General features: G+C 64.0%; 15 protein-coding genes and 1 pseudogene. 10 read left to right on the forward strand and 6 right to left on the reverse strand.

What is annotated here, in order from left to right; translation table 11 throughout:
- Both J2W49_RS10125 and J2W49_RS10130 read right to left on the reverse strand, forming a co-directional pair.
- Window positions 1-355: pseudogene (locus J2W49_RS10125) on the reverse strand (IS110 family transposase); the annotation flags it as partial.
- Window positions 356-722: 367 nt separating this feature from the next.
- Window positions 723-1,598, reverse strand: coding sequence for an alpha/beta fold hydrolase (locus J2W49_RS10130; RefSeq protein ID WP_405001007.1), 876 nt, complete (start codon window positions 1,596-1,598; stop codon window positions 723-725).
- A 405-nt stretch (window positions 1,599-2,003) separates the two neighbouring features.
- Here J2W49_RS10130 and J2W49_RS10135 point away from each other — a divergent pair, with 405 nt between their 5' ends.
- From J2W49_RS10135 to J2W49_RS10165, 7 genes are all read left to right on the forward strand, one after another.
- A complete protein-coding gene (locus tag J2W49_RS10135) occupies window positions 2,004-2,474 on the forward strand; it encodes a chemotaxis protein CheW (RefSeq protein ID WP_310315230.1) in 471 nt (156 codons plus the stop codon).
- Entirely contained in the window at window positions 2,471-3,937 is a 1,467-nt protein-coding gene (locus J2W49_RS10140; protein ID WP_310315232.1) for a CheR family methyltransferase, read from the forward strand. The genes J2W49_RS10135 and J2W49_RS10140 overlap by 4 nt, the downstream gene beginning before the upstream one ends.
- Entirely contained in the window at window positions 3,934-4,494 is a 561-nt protein-coding gene (locus tag J2W49_RS10145; RefSeq protein ID WP_310315235.1) for a chemotaxis protein CheW, read from the forward strand. Before J2W49_RS10140 ends, J2W49_RS10145 begins: the two co-directional genes overlap by 4 nt.
- 42 nt (window positions 4,495-4,536) lie before the next feature.
- Window positions 4,537-6,264: a methyl-accepting chemotaxis protein gene (locus J2W49_RS10150; protein WP_310315238.1), complete on the forward strand. Its 1,728-nt coding sequence runs from the start codon at window positions 4,537-4,539 to the stop codon at window positions 6,262-6,264.
- 23 nt (window positions 6,265-6,287) lie between these two features.
- A complete protein-coding gene (locus tag J2W49_RS10155) occupies window positions 6,288-8,609 on the forward strand; it encodes a hybrid sensor histidine kinase/response regulator (RefSeq protein ID WP_310315240.1) in 2,322 nt (773 codons plus the stop codon).
- Between the two features lie 114 nt (window positions 8,610-8,723).
- The gene (gene cheB, locus J2W49_RS10160) at window positions 8,724-9,776 is read left to right on the forward strand and encodes a chemotaxis-specific protein-glutamate methyltransferase CheB (RefSeq protein WP_310315243.1); all 1,053 of its coding nucleotides are present in this window, start codon (window positions 8,724-8,726) and stop codon (window positions 9,774-9,776) included.
- Between the two features lies 1 nt (window position 9,777).
- Window positions 9,778-11,478 (forward strand): response regulator, encoded by a 1,701-nt coding sequence (locus tag J2W49_RS10165; RefSeq protein WP_310315246.1) that lies wholly within the window; start codon window positions 9,778-9,780, stop codon window positions 11,476-11,478.
- 53 nt (window positions 11,479-11,531) lie between these two features.
- Here J2W49_RS10165 and J2W49_RS10170 read toward each other — a convergent pair whose 3' ends face one another.
- A complete protein-coding gene (locus tag J2W49_RS10170; protein WP_310315249.1) occupies window positions 11,532-11,900 on the reverse strand; it encodes a DUF1428 domain-containing protein in 369 nt (122 codons plus the stop codon).
- Between the two features lie 219 nt (window positions 11,901-12,119).
- On the opposite strand from J2W49_RS10170, the gene J2W49_RS10175 reads away from it, so the two are divergent.
- From J2W49_RS10175 to J2W49_RS10185, 3 genes are all read left to right on the forward strand, one after another.
- Window positions 12,120-13,550: an efflux transporter outer membrane subunit gene (locus J2W49_RS10175; RefSeq protein ID WP_310315252.1), complete on the forward strand. Its 1,431-nt coding sequence runs from the start codon at window positions 12,120-12,122 to the stop codon at window positions 13,548-13,550.
- Window positions 13,547-14,665, forward strand: a complete 1,119-nt coding sequence (locus J2W49_RS10180) for an efflux RND transporter periplasmic adaptor subunit (RefSeq protein WP_310315255.1) — start codon at window positions 13,547-13,549, stop codon at window positions 14,663-14,665. Before J2W49_RS10175 ends, J2W49_RS10180 begins: the two co-directional genes overlap by 4 nt.
- A gap of 142 nt (window positions 14,666-14,807) precedes the next feature.
- Window positions 14,808-17,969 carry an efflux RND transporter permease subunit gene (locus tag J2W49_RS10185; RefSeq protein ID WP_310315258.1) on the forward strand — a complete coding sequence of 1,054 codons (3,162 nt, stop codon included), beginning with the start codon at window positions 14,808-14,810 and terminating at the stop codon, window positions 17,967-17,969.
- Window positions 17,970-18,045: 76 nt separating this feature from the next.
- Here J2W49_RS10185 and fdxA read toward each other — a convergent pair whose 3' ends face one another.
- From fdxA to J2W49_RS10200, 3 genes are all read right to left on the reverse strand, one after another.
- Window positions 18,046-18,369, reverse strand: coding sequence for a ferredoxin FdxA (gene fdxA / locus J2W49_RS10190; RefSeq protein WP_310315261.1), 324 nt, complete (start codon window positions 18,367-18,369; stop codon window positions 18,046-18,048).
- Window positions 18,370-18,379: 10 nt separating this feature from the next.
- A complete protein-coding gene (locus J2W49_RS10195) occupies window positions 18,380-18,673 on the reverse strand; it encodes a DUF2249 domain-containing protein (RefSeq protein WP_310315263.1) in 294 nt (97 codons plus the stop codon).
- 64 nt (window positions 18,674-18,737) lie between these two features.
- On the reverse strand, window positions 18,738-19,955 hold the full coding sequence (locus J2W49_RS10200) for an NnrS family protein (RefSeq protein ID WP_310315266.1): 1,218 nt from the start codon (window positions 19,953-19,955) through the stop codon (window positions 18,738-18,740).
- Between the last annotated feature and the right edge of the window lie 142 nt (window positions 19,956-20,097).

Consider the following 20,097-nt stretch of genomic DNA (forward strand, 5'->3'; position numbering starts at 1 on the left):
GGCGCTCCGTCTTGACAGGCACGGGCTTGAGGTGCGGCTGTTGAGCGGCCACCCAGATTGCTTGCGCGTCCATGGCGTCGGTCTTGTCGCGCAGCTAGAAGGCCTTGACGTGCTGGGCAGGCAGCAGCTTGACCTGGTGCCCCAGGGAACTGATCACCCGCGCCCAGTGGTGGGCTGTGCCGCACGCCTCCATCGCAACCAGGCTGCGCTGGCACTTGGCGAAGAACTCGGTGAGCTTGGCGCGCTTGATCTGGCGACGCTGGATTTCACCAGTCTGCATATCGACGATGTGCAGCTGGAAGACGGACTTGGCCAGATCCAGACCAATGACGGGCAGACTTGCAGTAGATTGCATGGCGGGGCCTCCAGATCAAGTGGTTGCAAGAACCTCCACTTTGGCACTCGGATGCCGTATCTGCGAGGTCCCACCGTCGACCGATGGCAGCCTCATTTCAGCAGCGCTGTAGGTGGGCGGACCATGCCATCTTCAGACTTGAATCCGCCGGGTGATTGAGCTGCTATCTCAGGAGAGATGTGACGAACCCCGACCATCTTTATTCCTCTGTCGTTCGAATGCATTATCGCGAGTGGGGTGCCCGACAACATCAGAGGACATTCCCCAACTCAGGCACATTAGGTAAAGCCCGACCATCTTTATTCCCGACGATCAAAAGTGACCGAGAGGAATAAAGCTGGTCTGGTTGGAAGCGGACCGGGACCGGCTATGCAGAATGCGGGTGAACACGCACGAGGAAGTCGCGAACAAGCGCCACCACCTCATCAAGGTGGGTCTCCAGCAACCAGTGGCCGCCGTCGAGCAAGTGCAGTTCGGCGTCGGGCAGGTCACGCAGGTAGGCGCGGGCCGACTTCTCCGGCATGTAGCCATCGTGCGGTCCCCAAATGATCAGGGTGGGCGGGCGATGCGTGCTGAGGTAATTACGGTGTTGCGGAAACCAGGCGCGGTTCTCCTTCAGGCTTGCGATCAGGTTGACCGCGATGTCCCGCCGCCTCGGCGTCATCAGCGACCAGTGAAGTTTCCATAAGTCGGGAGGAATCCGATCCGCAAGTTCTGACCCGACCGCGTTCAGAAACTCTTCCTTGAACGTCTCTTCACGGATCGATTCAGCCAGTGCCGCGCGCATCTCGGCGGCCGGAAGCGCCCAGGTCTTCTCGATCTCGGCGTACTTGGGACCCAGCGCATCCTCATAGGGAATGTCGCCGTTCTGGATGATGAGAGCCACAATGCGCTCAGGCGCCCGAATGGCCAGCCGGGCTCCGATGGGAGAACCGAAAACGTGCAGATAGAGCGCGAAACGATTCAAGCCGAGTTCACGCACGAAGCGGTCCAGGAACTCGGCGTAGCCGTCGAAGCTGTAGTCGAACGCCTCAGGCGTGTCGCTGTACCCGGCGCCCGGGTAGTCCGGCGCGATCAGCCGCCAGCGATCGGCCAGGCGCGGCAACAGGTTGCGGAATTCATAGGAAGAGCATGGGTACCCATGCGGAAGCAACAGGACCGGTGCACTGGTCGGGCCTGCTTCGCGATAGAACGTATCCACTTGGTCGACCGCAATGCGGTGGTGTCGCACGCACGTATCCATGAGCCATCTCCCGCTTCAATTCTCGAATGGCTAGGTTAAACGCCGAATTCCCTCAAGCCCCGCAGGCACCGCAGGAAGGCACTGTGGCGAAGGAGGGTATTGACAATGCAGTCGAGATCACGTTGGGTTCGATAGGCCTTGGGGGTGTGCCGCTCAGTCAGACCCTGAGGCCGAGGTTCCGCTTGTTTCGAATTCGGCGAAACCTTGCCGCCGTTTCTGAGCCTGTTCTTCGGCGCAAAGGGGGCTGGCCAAAGAACGAGCGGCACTTTTTCTTTGGCTATACACTGCCGGTGCAAGTGATTGTCGGAGCCACGTTACTCCGGGGGGATTGAAATTCACGCGATGCCGGCTGCCCGTGTTTTCACGAGGCGCCTGCGTTTGAATTTGATGTTGAACGGGCACTCCATGAAGTCGATGGAAACACCGCATCAGCTTGTCGTCTTCATCCTTGACGACCAGCGCTACGGCCTGCCGCTGGCCTCGGTGGAGCGCGCCACGCGCCTTGTGGAGATCACCCCGTTACCCGAAGCGCCCGCGATTGTCCTCGGGCTCATCAATGTGCACAGCAGGCTGGTGCCGGTCGTGAACCTTCGCCACCGGTTCCGCCTTCCCTGGCGCGAGCCCACCCTGAGTGATGAAATGATTGTCGCCCACACGACACGGCGGCCCGTCGCCTTGGTGGTCGACGCCGTGATCGGGGTGATCACCTACACAGATCAGCAGTTGGTGGGCGCCGCAGACATCCTCCCCGGCACTGAACATCTGCAGGGCGTGGTGAAACTCGACGATGGCCTGATCCTGATTCAGGACCTGGAAAAATTTCTCTCAATGGATGAGGCGCGCGCTCTTGACGCGGCCATGGCGTGCGACCCATGATGGCGGCGCCAGTCCAAGTCAAGCAGTGGTCGCGACTCAGCGAATTCATCGCCAGCAGCATGGGTCTGCACTTCCCCATCGAGCGATGGGACGACCTGCAGCGGGGCCTGTCCGGTGCGGCGCAGGAATTCGGTTTCAGGGACCCTGCGACATGCATCGACTGGCTGTTGTCGGCACCACCGACCCAGGTACCACTGCAGGTGCTGGCGAACCATCTCACTATCGGCGAAACCTATTTCTTCCGGGACCAGCCCACACTGGACGCCCTGGCCGAACACATCCTGCCCCCATTGATCCTCGAACGGCGTGCTGGCGAACGGCGCTTGCGCTTCTGGTGTGCGGCCTGCAGCAGCGGCGAGGAGCCGTATTCGCTGGCGATCCTGTTGCATGAATTGCTGCCGGATCTGGCGGATTGGCACATCACCATCACCGCCACCGACATCAACGCGCACTCTTTGAACAAGGCCGCTGCGGGCATCTACGGCGACTGGTCTTTCCGCGGGGCACCGGCCTGGCTCAGGTCGCGTTATTTCAAGCGCACTGAAGACGGACGCTACGCCATCGCACCGGCGATCCAGCGGCTGGTGCGCTTTGCGCATCAGAATCTGGTGGACGATATCCAGCCCTCCATGGCCATCGACGTCCATGCGATGGATGTGATCTTCTGTCGCAATGTGCTGATGTACTTCACGCCGCCGCAGATGGGCAAGGTGATTGGCAAGCTTCGCCACGCGCTGGTCGAAGGCGGCTGGCTGGCGGTCAGTCCGACCGAAGCGTCGAAGGCCTTGTTTCCGCAATTCACGGCGGTGAATTTTCCGGGGGCGATCCTGTTTCAGAAAGACGCGGTCCTGCGTCCACCGGAACCCCCTGTGGCGGCGCCCAGCCCGGCGCCGGCGTTATTTTTTCCTGAGGTCGAAGCAGCCTTGCCCTCAGCACCGAGCGATCCGGTGGCGACGGCGGCGCAGGATTCATTGGCTGTGGCGGCGTTGCTCTATCGCGAGGGCCGCTATGGCGAGGTGGTAGACACCTTGCTCACCCTGTCTGCACGGCGCGTGCCCGAACCGGCGGCCTGTGCCTTGCTGGCGCGTGCACTGGCCAACCAGGGCAAGCTGGCGGATGCGCTGATCTGGTGCGAGCGCTGGATCGCTGCCGACAAGCTGGACGCCGCCGCACACTACCTGCGCGCAGTGGCCCTCCTGGAGCAAGGTGATGCCGCGCAGGCGCGCACCTCGCTGCAGCGAGCGCTCTATCTCGACCCCGGTTTTGTTCTGGCGCATGTTGCCCTGGGCCATCTTGAGCGCGGTCATGGAAAGCCTCGCGAGGCCGACAAGCACTTCGCCAACGCCCTGCATCTGCTGCGCACATGCCAGCCAGAAGACCCGATGCCCGAGGCGGACGGCCTCACCGCCGGCCAGCTTGCTGAAACCATCCATTCGGTGATCTGCATGGACACTTCAAAATGACCGACGGGGCCGACGCTCTTTCGCCGCCGGCATCCACAGCCGAGGCCAGACAGATCCTGCGTGCCCGCGCACAGGCGCTGGCGCGTCCACCGGAAAGCACGCCCTCCCCAGAAGCGCCGCTTGAGTTGCTGGAATTCCACTTGGCCCGGGAACGCTACGCACTGGAAACCCGCTACGTGCGAGGGGTCCATCCGTTGAAGCATCTGACGCCGCTACCCTCCACGCCGCCGTTCATTCTGGGCATCGTCAACGTGCGCGGCCGCATCGTGCCGGTGTACGACATCCGGAAATTCTTCGGCCCGCCAGAAAGCGGCTTGACCGATCTGCACCGCATCATTCTTGTCGGTGGCAACGATCTCGAACTCGGCCTGCTGGCGGATGTTGGCGAGGGTGTGCTCACCATTGCGGCCCAGAGCGTGCAACCGCCGCCGCCCACTTTCACCGGGATCGGTGCGCACTATCTGAAGGGCATCACTGCCGAGCGCCTGGTGGTGCTCGACATCGACCGGATTCTGACGGACCCGGATATCCTGGTGCATCAGGATGCGGACAGTTGAACATTGATCGTTGAACGCGGACAAGCAAGGGAGGACTGCGCCATGAAATGGAATGTCGGAACCAAGATCGCCACCGGGTTCGGCCTCGCATTGGCCGTGTTTGTGCTGGTGGGGATGACCTCTTACCGCAGCACGACCCAGTTGATCGAGACATCGGATTTGCGGCAGCACACATATGAAGTGCTGAGGCATCTCGATGAGGCGCTGTCCTTGCTCAAGGACATCGAGATCGGATCGCGCAGCTTTGCGCTGATGGGCGAGGAAAGTTACCTGGAGCCGTATCTGGCTGCGGTGAACAGGGTGGCCCCGAGCCTGCAGGAACTCCGAAGCCTGATCGCAGGCAACCCGCGCCAGGAACAGCGTCTCGATGCCCTGGAGCCGCTGGTCAAGAGCCGGATCGACCTGGCCAACCAGGCGATCGAGCTGCGCCGCACCCAGGGCGCGCAGCCCGCCCTTGAACTCATCCAGACCGGCCGGGGCAAGGCGGCCACGGATCAGATCCGTGAATGGATCGACCAGATGAGAGCCGACGAAGAAGAGCGACTCGCCCAGCGTGCGACGGCCGCCGACGACGATGGTGAGCATGCGAAAAGCATCATCTTCTTCGGCACCCTCACCGCGCTGGCGCTGGCGATGCTGGCCGGGTTCCTGATCACGGGCAACATCGCACGGCCGCTCCAGCAGTTGACCGCAGTGGCCGATCGGATCACCGTGGGTGATCTCAGCGCGAAGCTGCCGGCGGACACCCGAAACGACGAAGTGGGCGTGCTGGCGCAGGCGTTCGAGCGCATGACGCAGTCGCTGCGCACCATGGCCGACGCAGCCGCGCAGATCGCCGCCGGTGATCTGCGTACCACCGTCAAACCTCAATCCGCCGAAGACGTGCTCGGCAACGCCTTCGCCCGCATGTCCGAGGATCTGCGGGCGCAGATTCAGGGGCTGGTGGAAGGGGCGAGCGTGCTGGGCGCCTCGGCCAGCGAGATTGTCGCCTCGACCAGCCAGTTGGCCTCCAGCGCCAGTGAATCGGCGGCGGCGGTCAGCGAGACCACCACCACGGTGGAAGAAGTGCGGCAGACCGCGCAAGTGGCAAGCCAGAAGGCCAGGCAGGTCTCTGACAACGCGCAGAAAGCGGCGCAGATTTCCAGCGATGGGCGCAAGGCGGCCGAAGACGTCACCAACGGCATGAACCGCATCCGCCAGCAGATGGATGCGATTTCGGCCGCCATGATGCGCCTTTCCGAGCAGGGCCAGGCCATCGGCCAGATCATCGCCACGGTGGAAGATCTGGCCACGCAGTCCAACCTGCTAGCGGTGAACGCCGCCATCGAGGCGGCCAAGGCGGGTGAACACGGCAAGGGCTTCGGCGTGGTGGCGCAGGAGGTCAAGAGTCTGGCCGAGCAGTCGCGCCAGGCCACCAACCAGGTGCGCACCATCCTCGGCGACATCCAGAAAGCCACCGGCGCGGCAGTGATGGCGACCGAGGAAGGCGGCAAGGCCGTGGAAGCGGGCACCCGCCAGACCGAAGCCGCAGGCGACTCGATCCAGGCCTTGGCGAGCAGTGTCAATGAAGCAGCACAGGCGGCCACCCAGATCGCTGCCTCCAGCCAGCAGCAACTGGTGGGCGTGGGTCAAGTCGCCGGCGCGATGGAAAGCATCAAGCAGGCCGCTGCCCAGAACGTGGCCAGCGCCAAGCAACTGGAGACCGCTGCAAGCAATCTCAACGAACTGGGCCAGCGGCTCAAATTCATGGTCGAACGCTACAAAGTTTAGGGTCCCGTCCCAGCTTACCTGTCATGACTCCCAAAGACGAGGCGTTCCTCCACCAGCTTCGCGCGACCTTCAAGGTCGAAGCCGGCGAACATTTGCAGGCGATCGGGGCCGGCTTGCTGGACCTGGAGAAAACCTCTGCGCCCGAGGCCCAGGGCAAGACCGTTGAAACGGTGTTCCGCGCGGCGCACAGCTTGAAGGGTGCCGCCCGTGCGGTGGACCACGTCGAAATCGAGTCACTGTGCCAATTGCTGGAAGACGTGTTCGCGTCCTGGAAACGGCGGGACAGCTCGCCGTCGTCTGCTGCGCTGGACACGCTGCACCGCACCCTCGACGCGATCTCGGCCGCGCTTGCCGCGCCCGATGGCTCGGTGGGCCGGGGCGCATCACCAGATCTGGTCTCGCTGCGCCAGTCTCTGCGCCAGGCGGACACCTCGCAGGCTCCGCGGAGCGACAAGGCGTTTTCCACTGAGGCGATGCCCGCAGCCAGCACGGCGCCGGAAGCTGCGGCCCCGCCCCAGACCGCGCCGCTGCGGACTTCTCCCGCAACGGAAGAACCCGCAGGCCAGGAAACGGTGCGCATCGCCGTGGCCAAGCTGGAAACCCTGTTGCTGGAATCGGAGGAAATGCTCATTGCAAAGTTGAATGCCGGCCAGCGGGCGGCCGACTTGCAAGAACTGACCGGGCGTTTCGGCGACTGGCGAAAGGCCTGGACGGCGGTCGAACCTGAGGCACGCCAGCTGCGACAGTCGTGCGAGCGGGCGTTCGCCGATGAGGCGCAGCGGTCTGCTCCAGGGTGGATGCGTTTGCTGGACTTCTTTGACTGGAGCATGGACTACCTGGAGACGGTGGAGAGCCGGACGGAGGCCCTGGGCCGGACCGCGAAGCAGGACCGCCATGCCATTGGCAAGCTCGTGGACGATCTGCTGGAGGACGCCAAGCAGCTGCTTCTGCTGCCTTTCGCGGCGATCTCGGCCCCGCTGCGGAAGCTGGTGCGCGATCTCTGCCGCGACCAGGGCAAGGAGGCCGACCTGAGCATCCAGGGCGAGGACGTTGAAATTGACAAGCGCATCCTGGAGGAGATGAAGGACCCCCTGGTGCACCTGCTGCGCAACTGCATTGATCACGGCATCGAAACGCCGGCCGAACGCACGCGTCGCGGCAAACCGGCCCGGGCGGCCATCACGCTCGCCGTGAACCAGCTCAATGGCAACAAGGTTCAATTGCAGCTGTCCGACGATGGAGCGGGCATCGACACCTTCAAGGTCAAGTCCTCGGCCGTCACACACGGCCTGATTTCGCCGGAAGAGGCCGAGCGGCTTGGCGAAGCCGAAGCGCTGGCGCTGGTGTTCCGCTCCGATGTGTCCACCAGTCCGATCATCACGCCCTTGTCCGGGCGCGGGTTGGGACTGGCGATCGTGCGCGAGAAAACCGAAAAACTCGGCGGAGAGGTTTCGGTCGAGAGCCATCCGGGCCTCGGCACCACCTTCCGCATCGTGGTGCCCGCGACACGGGCGATCTTTCGCGGCATCCTGGTCGAAGCGGCCGGGCAGCATCTGGTGGTGCCGACCTTGCAGGTGGAGCGCGTGATCCGTGCAAGGTCCGAAGACATCCAGACCGTTGGAGGCCGCGAAACCATTGCCTTCGACGGGCGCGCCGTCGCCCTGGTGCGCCTGGCCGATGCCCTGGCGCAGCCGCCGGTGGAACGGCAAGACCTGGTCCCCGGCGGGGGAGCGATCCTGGTTCTTGGCAGTGGCGAGCAACGCGTGGCGTTCGCCGTGGATGCGGTGATGGGTGAACAGGAAGTGCTGGTCAAACCCCTGCGCAAACCGCTTTTGCGCGTGCGCAACATCGCCGGCGCGACCGTGCTCGGATCCGGGCTGATCGCACCCATCCTGAATGTGGCGGACCTGCTCAAGTCCGCCCGCAAGGTATCGGGTACCGCGGCGCTGGCCGGCCCCATCAGCGCTGCCGTGCCCGACAAGACCCGTCGCATTCTGATCGTCGAGGATTCGATCACCTCGCGCATGCTGCTCAAGACCATCCTGGAATCGGCGGACTACCACGTGAAGACCGCGGTGGATGGCCTGGACGCCTTCACCCTGTTGCGGGCGGAAGATTTCGACCTGGTGGTCTCCGACGTGGAAATGCCGCGCCTCAACGGCTTCGATCTGACCGCGAAGATCCGCGCCGACCGGCGACTCGCCGAGCTTCCGGTGGTGCTGGTGACGGCGCTGGAAACGCGGGAGGATCGCGAGCGCGGCATCGACGTCGGCGCCAACGCCTACATCGTCAAGGGCAATTTTGATCAAAACCATTTGCTGGAGGCAGTGAGACGGCTGATTTAGGACGACGCCTCAAGCGAAGGGTGAAGCACCCTCTCAATCCCGCAGGCGGGAGTGAGAGGGCCAGACAACGGACAGTCAAACGAGCAGACTTTCATGACCGAAGGCAAGATCGATGTGCTGGTGGCCGAGGACTTTGCGGTGACGCGCATGTTCCTGGTGCACCTGCTCGAATCCGACCCGCAGATCCGCGTCGTGGGTGCGGTGGGCGACGGCCAGGCCGCTGTGGATTTCGTTCTGAAGAACCAGCCCGACGTCGTGCTCATGGACCTGTACATGCCCAGGCTGGACGGCTTTGAGGCCACTCGCCAGATCATGGAAACGCAGCCGCTGCCGATCGTGATCTGCAGCGCCGTCGCCGACCCCAAGGACCTGGACATCATCTTCCGCTCGCTGGAGGCCGGGGCGGTGGCCTGTATCGAGAAACCGGTCGGCAGCGGCCATGTGCAGTTCGAAACCAATGCCGCGAACCTCCTGCAAACCGTCAAGCTGATGTCCGAGGTCAAGGTCGTGCGCCGCCTGAAGCGCTCACGGCAGGCACCCGCCCCAGCAACCCGCGCCGCGCCATGGCAGCGCGCTCCCGCGGAGATCAAGCTCGTCGGCATCGGCACCTCCACGGGCGGGCCGCCGGTGCTGCAATCCGTGCTCGCCGCATTGCCAAGGGATTTCCCTGCGCCGGTCCTCATCGTGCAACACATCGCGCGCGGCTTTCTGACCGGCATGGCCGAATGGCTGAGGCAGACCTCCGGTCTGCAGGTCCATATCGGCGCCTACGGCACCCAGCCCCTGCCGGGGCACGTGTATCTGGCCCCCGACGATTTCCACATGGGCATCGGTAAAAGTGGCCAGATCATCCTCACGCGAGAGGAACCGGAGAACGGCATGCGGCCAGCGGTATCGTTCCTGTTCCGCTCGCTGGCCAAGACATACGGCCCGAACGCCCTGGGCGTGCTGCTCACCGGCATGGGCAAGGACGGTGCAGCAGAGCTGAAGCTGATGCGGGACAAGGGCGCGATCACGATTGCACAGGACAGCGAAAGCTCGATCGTGCACGGCATGGCGGGTGAAGCCATCGCCCTGGAGGGCGTGACGCATGTGTTGCCCGCCGACAAGATTGCTGCCGCGCTGGTTTCGTTGGTCAATAACAAAAGCGACAAAGTGAGGAACTGAAATGGCCGATTCCCATTCAAGGGTCGAGCAAGACCCTGCAAGAGTCCTGATCGCAGAAGACAGCCCCACCCAAGCCCAGCGGTTGCGGCATATTCTTGAGCAGCAAGGCTACGAAGTGCGTGTGGCCGCCAACGGCCGCGTGGCCCTGGAAATGGCGCCGCAATTCCAGCCGGCGCTGATCATCAGCGACGTGGTCATGCCGGAGATGGACGGCTACGAACTTTCCCGCCGCGTCAAGGCGAGCACCGGGCTCGGCGACATCCCGGTGATCCTCGTCACAACGATGTCCGATCCCCAGGACGTGATCCGCGGTCTGGAGTGTGGGGCCGACAACTTCGTCCTCAAACCCTATGACGAACGCTATCTGCTCGATCGCGTGCGCTACGCGGTCATCAATCACCAGATGCGCCGTCCGGAAGATGCAGGCATGGGCGTGGAGATCTATTTCAACGGCCAGCGGCATTTCATCACCGCCGGCCGTTTGCAGATCCTCAACCTGCTGCTGTCCACCTACGACGCCGCCATCCAGCGCAACAGGGAATTGAGCCGAATCCGGGAAGCGCTGGAGAAGAGTTCTTCCGAACTGGTGGCGGCGAACCAGTTCCTGGATTCGGTGATCGAGAACATTCCCGACATGGTTTTCGTCAAGGATGCCGTCGATCTGCGTTTTGTGCGCCTGAACCGCGCCGGCGAACAACTGCTGGGCTACTCCCGTTCGGAGTTCCTGGGCAAGAACGACCATGACCTCTTTCCCAGGGACCAGGCGGATCGTTTTACCGCCAAGGACCACCAAGCCCTGGAAGCAGGCACGGTGGAAGACATTCCCGAAGAGCCGATCAGGACCCGGGAAAAGGGCATTCGGCAGTTGCACACCAAAAAAATCCCCATCCTCGACGAGCACGGCCGCGCCCGCTATCTGCTGGGCATTTCCGAGGACGTCACCGAACAGAAGGAGCGGGAGCGGGAGATCCTCAGGCTGAACGCGGCACTGGCGCAACGGGCCGCCGAGCTTGACGACGCCAACAAGGAGCTGGAATCGTTTTCCTATTCGGTTTCGCACGACTTGCGCGCACCGCTGCGCCACATCAACGGCTATGTGCAGATGTTGGCCGGGGATCTTGGTGAGCAGCTCGGCGAGGAGCAGCGGCGCTACCTCAAGGTGATTGCCGAGGCCAGCCGGCAGATGGGGCAACTCATCGACGATCTGCTCGAGTTCTCCCGCATGAAACTGGCCGACATGCGCGAAGCGCGGGTGGATCTGGGCGATCTGGCACAGGAGGTGGTGGCCACGCTGGAGCCAGAAACGCAGGGACGCAATATCACCTGGAACATTCTTCCTTTGTCCACGGTGGCAGGCGACACGGCAATGCTCAAGCAGGCGCTGGTCAACCTGCTGAGCAACGCGGTCAAGTACACCCGCCACCGCGACCCGGCGCGGATCGAGATGGGCACCGCAGGTGAAGAAGATGGCCGCATCGTCGTGTTTGTGCGCGACAACGGTGCCGGATTCGACATGCAATACGCAGACAAGCTGTTCGGCGTGTTCCAGCGGCTGCATCGGGCCGATGAGTTCGAAGGCACAGGCGTCGGCCTTGCCAATGTCCAGCGCATCATTGCCCGACATGGCGGCCGGATCTGGGCCGAGGCCGAAGTGGGCAAGGGTGCGACCTTCTATTTCACTTTGAAGCCGGCTGGTGCTTGAGCGCAAAGAGGGCACTCGCGTGGCACGTCCACGACGGGTGCCTTTCTCGCTGCTCAAGCCTTCACTTCGACCACCTGTTCGAAGCCGCCGAAGATCATGCGTTTGCCGTCGAAGGGCATGGGCGGGTTGCCGGGTGTGGACGGGTCCATGCGCGGGTCTTCCATCATCTTCTTCATGCCGGCGTCGCGCGTGGCCTTGTCCGGCCACTCGACCCACGAAAAGGCCACTGTCTCGTCGGCCGTGGCCTGGACCGCGCGGCGGAAGTCGGTGACCTTGCCGTCGGGAACGTCGTCGCCCCAACCCTCGATCACACGGATGGCGCCCAGTTCGATGAATATTGGGTCGAACTGGCGCGCGTGCTCGATGAACTTCTGCTTGTTGGCGGTGGGGACCGCGATCACGAAACCATCAATGTATGACATGTCTTCACTCCTGTGAGGTTGATCGGTCAGCGCGCCCGCTGATGGGCACCCCGTATCTCCACGACGAACGGGGGCAAGCCAAATCGACATGGCCCGCCCTGCATGGTGACGCTGAGTTGTCAAAAAACGAAACCGCTCTGAAAAATATTGAAATGTTCGGCGCGCCAGATCGAATAGAGTCTCGTTCCGGATCACCAAACCTTCAGGGACCCCCTTCTCATGAACCGATTGCTTGCCGCGGCGGTCAGCGCGGCGGTGTTGAGCGCGTGCAGCGTGACCAAGCCGCCGGCCGACGTATCCGTGGAATTGCCTGCCACCTGGTACGCATCCCCAGTGGCACACCAGGGCAGCCCGGAGCAGCTCACCGCCTGGTGGGGCCGTTTCGAAGACCCCGTGCTCACCGACTGGATCGCCCGCGCCCAGACGCAGAGCCCGACCGTTGCTGCTGCGCGTGCGCAGGTCTTCGCCGCCCGGGCGGCGCGTGCTGGTGCCGACGCCCAGAACAACCCGCAACTGAGCGCCGTGGCCAACGCCAGCCGTGGCATCACCGACCCCACGGTGCCGCTGGGCACCGCTTTGGGGGCTGGCTTGCAAGCCTCGTGGGCCGTGGGTTTGTGGGGCGAGGCGCCGGCGCGCCGGGGCAGTGCGCAGGCTCAGCAGGAAGCCGCCAACGCAGGCTGGCATGAAGCCCGTGTGCTGGTGGCATCTGAGCTCGCGCAGTTGTATTTCGGGCAACGGCTTTGCCAGGCGCAGCTGGCCGTGGCCGAGCGTGACCGCGACTCCCGCGCCATCACCGCTGAGAACAATGCCATTTCAGAGCGTGCCGGGCTGACGGCACCGGCCGTGGCTGCGTTGGCCCGCGCCAGTGGCGCCGAAGGTTCGGCGCGCTACCGGCAACAGGACGAAGCCTGCGAGCGGCAATTGAAGTCACTCACGGCGCTCACCGCCATTCCAGAACCCGAGGTGCGACAGCGTTTGGCGCAAGCGCCAGACCTTCAGGCCTTGTTGCAGTCGCCCCAGATGGATCGCATGCTGTCGGTGAACGCCGTGCCGGCCGAGGTGATCCGGCAGCGGCCGGATGTGTACCGCGCGCAGCGCGAACTCGTGGCCGCCAGCGAAGACGTGGGCGTGGCACGGGCCGCCTTGCTGCCCAGCTTGTCGCTCTCGGGCAGCGTGCTGCGCAACCGCCTCTCTGGCGGCGGCACAGAGGTCAGCTTCAACACCTGGTCCATCGGCCCCATCTCGCTGAGTTTTCCTCTGGTGGGGCGTGAGGCGCTGCAGTCTCAGGCGGACAGTTCGGTGGCGCGCTATGAAGCGGCCAAAGTTGCCTATGCCGCCACCTTGCGCCAAGCCGTGGCCGAGGTGGAGCAGGCCTTGGTCACGCTCTCTGGTCTTCGCGAACGTGAGGCAGCCAGCGAGGTGGCTGTGGCTGGCTACGGCCAGTCGCTGCAGGCAACGGAGGCCCGGTACCGCGCGGGCCTGGCCAACCTGAACGAGCTGGAAGAGGCGCGCCGCCTCAAGCTCAACACCGACAGCAGCGCCGTCGCGCTGCAACAGGAACGCATCAACGCCTGGATCCAGCTCTACGTCGCCGTGGGCGGCGGCTTCGATCCGGTGAACCCTTCCGACGCCATCAGAGAACCATCATGAACGCAGCTTCCTCTCCGTCCCGAAAACGCTGGCCATGGGTGGCCCTGGCCTTGGTCCTGGTTGTGGTGGCCGGGGTCTTCATCAAGCGGCCTGCCACGTCTGCCGAAACCACTGAGGCCCCGGAGGATGCTGCACCCAAGCCCTCGCTCACCGTCACGGTGGCCAAGCCGGTGCGCAGCAGCCTGCCCATTCGCCTGCAGGCCAACGGCAACATCACCGCCTGGCAGGAAGCCAGCGTGGGTGCAGAGGTCAGCGGCCTGCGGCTGGCTTCGGTCAGCGTGAATGTGGGCGATGTGGTTCGCAAAGGCCAGGTGTTGGCCGTGTTCGCCAACGAAACCACCAAGGCCGACAGCCTGCAGAGCCAGGCCAACCTGATGCAGGCCGAGGCGAGCTTTGAAAACGCCAAGGCCGAAGCCGACCGCGCGCGTTCGATCCAGGACACGGGCGCACTGTCGAAATCCCAGATGGCGCAGTACCTCACGCAGGAAAAAGTGGCCCGCGCGCAGTGGGAGGCGGCCAAGGCTGCCTTTGGCGCCACCGAGGTGCGCCTGGGCAACACCCGCGTGCTCGCCCCCGATGACGGTGTGATCTCCGCGCGCGGCGCCACCGTGGGCGCCGTGGTGGGCGCCGGGCAGGAGCTCTTCCGCATGATCCGCCAGAGCCGCATGGAGTGGCGCGGCGAGGTCACGCCCAGCGAGGTGGGCCGGATCCGGATTGGCCAGAAGGTGCAGGTGACGGCGGCCACCGGGCTGGAGATCGACGGACAGGTGCGCGCGATCGCGCCCAGTGCAGACCCGCAAACGCGCAACATCCTGGTGTTCGTGGACCTGCCGCGCCACGCCGAGCTGAAGGCCGGCACGTTTGCCAAGGGCAGCTTTGACCTCGGAGAAAGCGATTCGCTCACGGTCGACAGCCAGTCCATCGTGGTGCGCGACGGCAGCAACTACGTGTTCGTGATCGACGAGCAGAACAAGGCGAACCAGCGCAAGGTGCAGACGGGGCGTCGCGTGGCGGAACGTGTGGAGGTGCTGGAAGGCCTGAAGCCAGAAGAAGCCGTGGCGGTGCAGGGCGCGGGCTTTTTGAACGAAGCGGATCTTGTGAAAGTTGTGCAATGAACGCTCTACCTTCAAGCATGAAACGCTTCGAGCGAGGCGGACTTAATCCAGGAACACCGCGGAACTGGCTTTGCCAGGCCGCAGGTGTTGCCCCCTTGAGGGGGAGGCGCCAGAGGCGCTTCGGGGGTGGGGGAGAACCGATATGAACGTATCTGCCTGGTCCATCCGCAACCCGATCCCGGCGGCGATGCTGTTCGTCATGCTCACGCTGGCGGGCCTGTTCTCCTTCAAGCAGATGAAGGTGCAGAACTTCCCCGACCTGGATGTGCCCAACATCACCGTGCTGGCCTCGCTGCCCGGGGCATCGCCCAACCAGTTGGAAAACGATGTCGCGCGCATCATCGAAAACGGCCTGGCTTCATTGCAGGGACTGAAGCACATCTACACCAAGGTGCAGGACGGCACGGTCTCCATCACGGCCGAGTTCATCATTGAGAAGAACACACAGGAAGCACTGGACGACGTGCGTTCGGCGGTGGCCAAGGTGCGCGGTGACCTGCCCACCGATCTGCGCGAACCCATCATCAACAAGATCGAGCTGGCTGGGGGGGCGGTGCTGGCCTATACGGTGGCCTCCGACAAGATGGACGCTGAAGCGCTGTCATGGTTTGTCGACAACGACATCGCCAAGTTGCTGCTCTCGGTGCGGGGCGTGGGCGCGATCAATCGTGTGGGCGGTGTCGACCGCGAAGTGCAGGTGCTGCTGGACCCACTCAAGCTGCAGGCGCTCAACACCACCGCATCCGACATCTCGCGCCAGCTCGCCAGGGTGCAGATCGAAAGTGCGGGGGGCCGGGTGGATCTGGGCGGCAGCCAGCAGCCGCTGCGCACGCTCTCATCCCTGCAGTCGGCGGAAGAAATTGCCCGTCTTGAGCTCTCGTTGTCCGATGGGCGCAGCATCCGGTTGGACCAGATTGCCGAGGTCAAGGACACGGTGGCCGAGCCTACGGCGGCGGCCTTTCTGGATGGCAAGCCCGTGGTGGGCTTCGAGGTGGCGCGCAGCAGAGGCGCGAGCGAAATCGAGGTGGGCGACGGCGTGCGCGCCAAGCTCAAGACGCTGCAGGAGGCCAGGCCAGACCTGCGCATCACCGAGTCGTTCGACTTTGTGACCCCGGTCAAGGAAGAGTTCGACGGCTCGATGACGCTGCTCTACGAGGGCGCCATTCTGGCGGTGCTGGTGGTGTGGCTGTTCCTGCGCGACTTCCGAGCCACTGTGGTCTCAGCTGTGGCCCTTCCACTGTCGGCCATTCCTGCGTTCATCGGCATGCATTACATGGGCTTCACCATCAATGTGGTGACGCTGCTGGCCATGTCACTGGTGATCGGCATTCTGGTGGACGATGCCATCGTTGAGGTGGAGAACATCGTGCGCCACATGCGCATGGGAAAAACGCCGTACCAGGCTTCGATGGAAGCGGCCGACGAGATCGGCCTGGCCGTGATCGCCACCACCTTCACGCTGATCGCGGTGTTCCTGCCCACGGCTTTCATGGCCGGCATTCCAGGCAAGTTTTTTAAGCAATTTGGCTGGACGGCTTCATTCGCGGTGTTTGCCTCCCTGGTGGTGGCTCGCGCGCTCACGCCCATGATGGCCGCTTACTTGCTCAAGCCGGTGGTGACCGCCAAGGACATGCCGACATGGGCACGCAGCAACCGGGTGACGGGGGGTATATGGCGCTGGATGACCAACCAGGAAGAACCGGCGTGGCTCAACACCTACCGGGGTTGGGCCGCCTGGTGCATCCGTCACCGCTGGATCACCATGATCGGTGCAGGTCTGTTCTTTGTCGGCTCGCTCATGCTGATTCCTTTGCTGCCACAGGGTTTCATTCCGGCCGACGACAACTCGCAGACGCAGGTCTACATCGAGCTGCCACCGGGTACCACCTTGCAGCAGACCATTGACACGGCCGAGCGGGCGCGTCTGCTGGTGACGGCTGTGCCGCACGTGAAATCGGTCTACACCACCATCGGCTCGGGCTCTGCCGGCAGCGACCCGTTCGCGCCACAGGGCGCGGCCGAATCGCGCAAGGCGGCGCTGACCATTCAGCTCGACGCACGCGGCACCCGCCCGCGCAAGCAGGTGATCGAGAACCAGCTGCGCGACACCATGTCCAACCTGCCCGGTGTGCGAAGCAAGGTGGGCCTGGGGGGCTCCGGTGAGAAGTACATCCTGACACTCACGGGCAACGACGCTGCCTCGATGCAGACCGCTGCCACTGCCGTGGAGCGCGACCTGCGCACCATCGCCGGCGTAGGCAGCATCCAGTCCACAGCTGCGCTCGTACGCACCGAGATCAGTGTCACGCCCGACCTGGCTCGTGCAGCCGAAATGGGCGTGACCAGCAGTGCCATTGCCGAGACCTTGCGCATCGCCACGGTGGGTGACTACGACAACGCCTTGCCCAAGATGAACCTGCCGCAGCGGCAGATTCCCATCGTGGTCAAGCTGGATGCGGCTGCCCGCCAAGACCTGCAAGCCCTGGAACGACTGGCCGTTCCTGGCAGCAAGGGCCCGGTGATGCTGGGTCAGGTGGCCACGCTCACCTTCGGTGGTGGCCCGGCCGTCATCGACCGCTACGACCGCGCGCGCAACATCAACTTCGAGGTGGAGCTCGCCGGCATTGCCCTGGGTGACATGAAGACCGCGGTGGAGAAGCTGCCGAGCCTGCGCAATCTGCCGGCAGGCGTGTCGGTGCTCGAGATCGGTGACGCCGAGGTGCAGGGTGAGCTGTTTGCCAGCTTTGGTCTTGCCATGCTGACGGGGGTGCTGTGCATCTACATCGTGTTGGTGCTGCTGTTCAAGGCGTTCCTCCATCCGGTCACCATCCTGGCGGCGCTGCCGTTGTCGCTGGGCGGTGCGTTTGTGGCCTTGCTGTTGACTGGCAAGAGCTTCTCCATGCCATCGCTGATCGGCTTGATCATGCTGATGGGCGTGGCGACCAAGAACTCCATCCTGCTGGTGGAATACGCCATCGAGGCGCGGCGTGAGCACGGCATGAACCGGCTGGACGCGATTCTGGACGCGTGTCACAAACGCGCGCGCCCGATCGTGATGACCACCATCGCCATGGGCGCCGGCATGCTCCCCATTGCCATTGGCTGGGGTGCGGCCGATAGCAGTTTCCGTTCTCCGATGGCGGTGGCAGTGATCGGCGGGCTGATCACGTCGACCTTCCTGAGCCTGCTGGTGATCCCGGCCGTGTTCACGCTGGTCGATGATGTGGCGCAATGGTTCGGTCGGCTGTTTGGCCGCAGGCCTGACCCTGCGGTTGCCGTCAACCCTGCGCCGTTGACCATCTAGGGTCCCGGTGCATGCAAGCCCGCTTGGCCCAAAGGCTGGAACGACAAATCAGGTGTGGTTTGTTCCAGGGATGGTTTCAGCGTTCGAGCTGGTCGCGTTTGTCCTGAACCGTGCTCCATGCGCCGGCATCGGGCAGCGCGGCCTTGGTCCGGGTGATTGGCTTCCACAGAAGCGCCAACTCTGCATTGAGCGGCGTGAAATCCCGCTGGTCCTTGGGAACGTCATCCTCGGCGTAGATTGCCGAGACCGGGCACTCCGGGACACAGACGGCGCAGTCGATGCACTCGGCGGGGTCGATCACCAGGAAGTTCGGTCCCTCTCGAAACGCGTCGACCGGGCAGACGTCGACGCAATCGGTGTATTTGCACCGGATGCACGATTCGGTCACCACAAAGGTCATGGTGCAGGCCCTAGCCGCCGCAGGACCCGCAGCAGGCGTCCACGCCGTGCACCGGCTTGCTCTCGACCGGTTTGGCGATCTGGATGCGCCATTGTTCGGGTCCGTTTTCCAGCGGGGTCCAGGTGAAGGCGCCGTAGAGACCGCTCTCGAACTGCCCACGCAGTGGCCGTGGGTTGTGGTCGTTGATGAGTTCCATGGCCGCGCCGGGTGGCAAGGCTTTGAAGGTGGAAAAGACCAGCGCGTGGCGTTCGTGAGGAGGCGTGGTGCGAAGGTCCACGGTGGGGGCGGGAGGGGTGGTGTTCATGACAGCTCCTGAGATGGGCGAATGGGAAAGAGTCGAAAAGCGGAGAGGGATGAAAAAAAGAGCGTCAGCCGTCCTTGCCGTCGACGCGCGTCTTGAGCAGCCAGGGGGTGTAGATGAAGAGGTAGATGGCAAAAGCCACAGACCAGGCCGCTGCAGACAGCACCAAAGCCAGTGGCAGCCATTGCGGTACGGCCAGTGGCAGCAGCACGCGCACCGCGACCGCCAGCATCACGAGCACGTAGGCGGCGATCTCCGGGCGCGCCACCTTCAGCGCGCGCCCCGTGTGGCCGCGGGCGGTGCGGGTCATCATGCCGATGATGAGTCCGGCGGTGGCGCCGATTGCCAGCGCGTGCACGCCGGCTGAAACGCCCACCCAGCCGAACCGGGCCGCAGCCAGCAGAGCCAGGCCGAGGGGAATCCAGGCGTAGGAGACGTGCAGGATCCACAGGATCGGGCGGTGCCGCGTCAACGCAGGCCGCCACTGCATCAACCTCACCAGCTGGGCCACTGCGGCGAGCGACAAGACCAGGCCACCGACCATGTTCCAGCTGGCTGCGGCCGGCGCAAAGATCCACAGCAGCAAGGCCAGCGCGGTGAGCGCCAGCGCGGCGCGGTCCACCGGCGCACGCACCTTGAGCTTCAGGCCCGGGGTCGCGCTCATGGTGAAGGCCGGAATCACCCGGCCCGCGATCACGCACTCGATCATCACGATCAGGCCCAGGGCTGCGTACAACGGTGTGAGCGGGGAGATCTTGAGGACGCCAAGCACCCCCAGATGAAAGAAGCCGTTGGCCACGGCGAGCAGCATCAGCATCCCCGCGATTGGCAGGTTGCGCCTGTTGCGCCCGCGCAGCAGGATGAGGGTGAGCACCGCGGCCACCAGGGGCAGCAGCGCCAGGTCCAGCACGGCGTACACCGCATAAGGCCCGGTCACGGCGGCCACCCGGGCTGCCAGCCACAACAGGGCAAGGGCCCCCAGAAAGGCGCCGCGCGGTGTGACCAGTCCCGTCCAGGCTTTGACCGCGGTCAGCAAGAAGCCCAGGATGACCGCGATCGCAAAGCCGAACAGCATTTCGTGTGCGTGCCAGAGCAGCGGTGGTAACGCCATCGTGAGGGTCCACTGGCCCAGGAACAGCGCCACCCAGAGGGGAATCGACAGCAGCGCAAACGACGCAGCCCCCAGGTAAAAGGGTCTGAATCCCAGCCTCAGAAACGGCCAGCCCGGGGGCTGTGGCGTGGCGAAGGGCTCAGTCGGCTGGGCATGCAAGATGGAGGCGGACATGGTGTGTGGGCGTTGCAGGAACCGTTGGGTGCATCTGCAAACTTTATAAGATTCACATGAAATGAATCTTATATCCAAAACGACTGGCAAGAAGCAAGCTTGGTGACTCTTTAGGGGTATCCATGCGACTTGCCGGGTACAC

Source organism: Hydrogenophaga palleronii (assembly GCF_031457455.1).
Taxonomy (GTDB): Bacteria; Pseudomonadota; Gammaproteobacteria; order Burkholderiales; family Burkholderiaceae_C; genus Hydrogenophaga; species Hydrogenophaga palleronii_A.

Excerpts from the sequence above, each read along its gene's own strand:
- J2W49_RS10130 (WP_405001007.1), bottom strand. The coding sequence starts at position 1,598 with ATGGATACGTGCGTGCGACACCACCGCATTGCGGTCGACCAAGTGGAT.
- J2W49_RS10135 (WP_310315230.1), top strand. The coding sequence starts at position 2,004 with ATGAAGTCGATGGAAACACCGCATCAGCTTGTCGTCTTCATCCTTGAC.
- J2W49_RS10140 (WP_310315232.1), top strand. The coding sequence starts at position 2,471 with ATGATGGCGGCGCCAGTCCAAGTCAAGCAGTGGTCGCGACTCAGCGAA.
- J2W49_RS10145 (WP_310315235.1), top strand. The coding sequence starts at position 3,934 with ATGACCGACGGGGCCGACGCTCTTTCGCCGCCGGCATCCACAGCCGAG.
- J2W49_RS10150 (WP_310315238.1), top strand. The coding sequence starts at position 4,537 with ATGAAATGGAATGTCGGAACCAAGATCGCCACCGGGTTCGGCCTCGCA.
- J2W49_RS10155 (WP_310315240.1), top strand. The coding sequence starts at position 6,288 with ATGACTCCCAAAGACGAGGCGTTCCTCCACCAGCTTCGCGCGACCTTC.
- J2W49_RS10165 (WP_310315246.1), top strand. The coding sequence starts at position 9,778 with ATGGCCGATTCCCATTCAAGGGTCGAGCAAGACCCTGCAAGAGTCCTG.
- J2W49_RS10170 (WP_310315249.1), bottom strand. The coding sequence starts at position 11,900 with ATGTCATACATTGATGGTTTCGTGATCGCGGTCCCCACCGCCAACAAG.
- J2W49_RS10175 (WP_310315252.1), top strand. The coding sequence starts at position 12,120 with ATGAACCGATTGCTTGCCGCGGCGGTCAGCGCGGCGGTGTTGAGCGCG.
- J2W49_RS10180 (WP_310315255.1), top strand. The coding sequence starts at position 13,547 with ATGAACGCAGCTTCCTCTCCGTCCCGAAAACGCTGGCCATGGGTGGCC.
- J2W49_RS10185 (WP_310315258.1), top strand. The coding sequence starts at position 14,808 with ATGAACGTATCTGCCTGGTCCATCCGCAACCCGATCCCGGCGGCGATG.
- fdxA (WP_310315261.1), bottom strand. The coding sequence starts at position 18,369 with ATGACCTTTGTGGTGACCGAATCGTGCATCCGGTGCAAATACACCGAT.
- J2W49_RS10195 (WP_310315263.1), bottom strand. The coding sequence starts at position 18,673 with ATGAACACCACCCCTCCCGCCCCCACCGTGGACCTTCGCACCACGCCT.
- J2W49_RS10200 (WP_310315266.1), bottom strand. The coding sequence starts at position 19,955 with ATGTCCGCCTCCATCTTGCATGCCCAGCCGACTGAGCCCTTCGCCACG.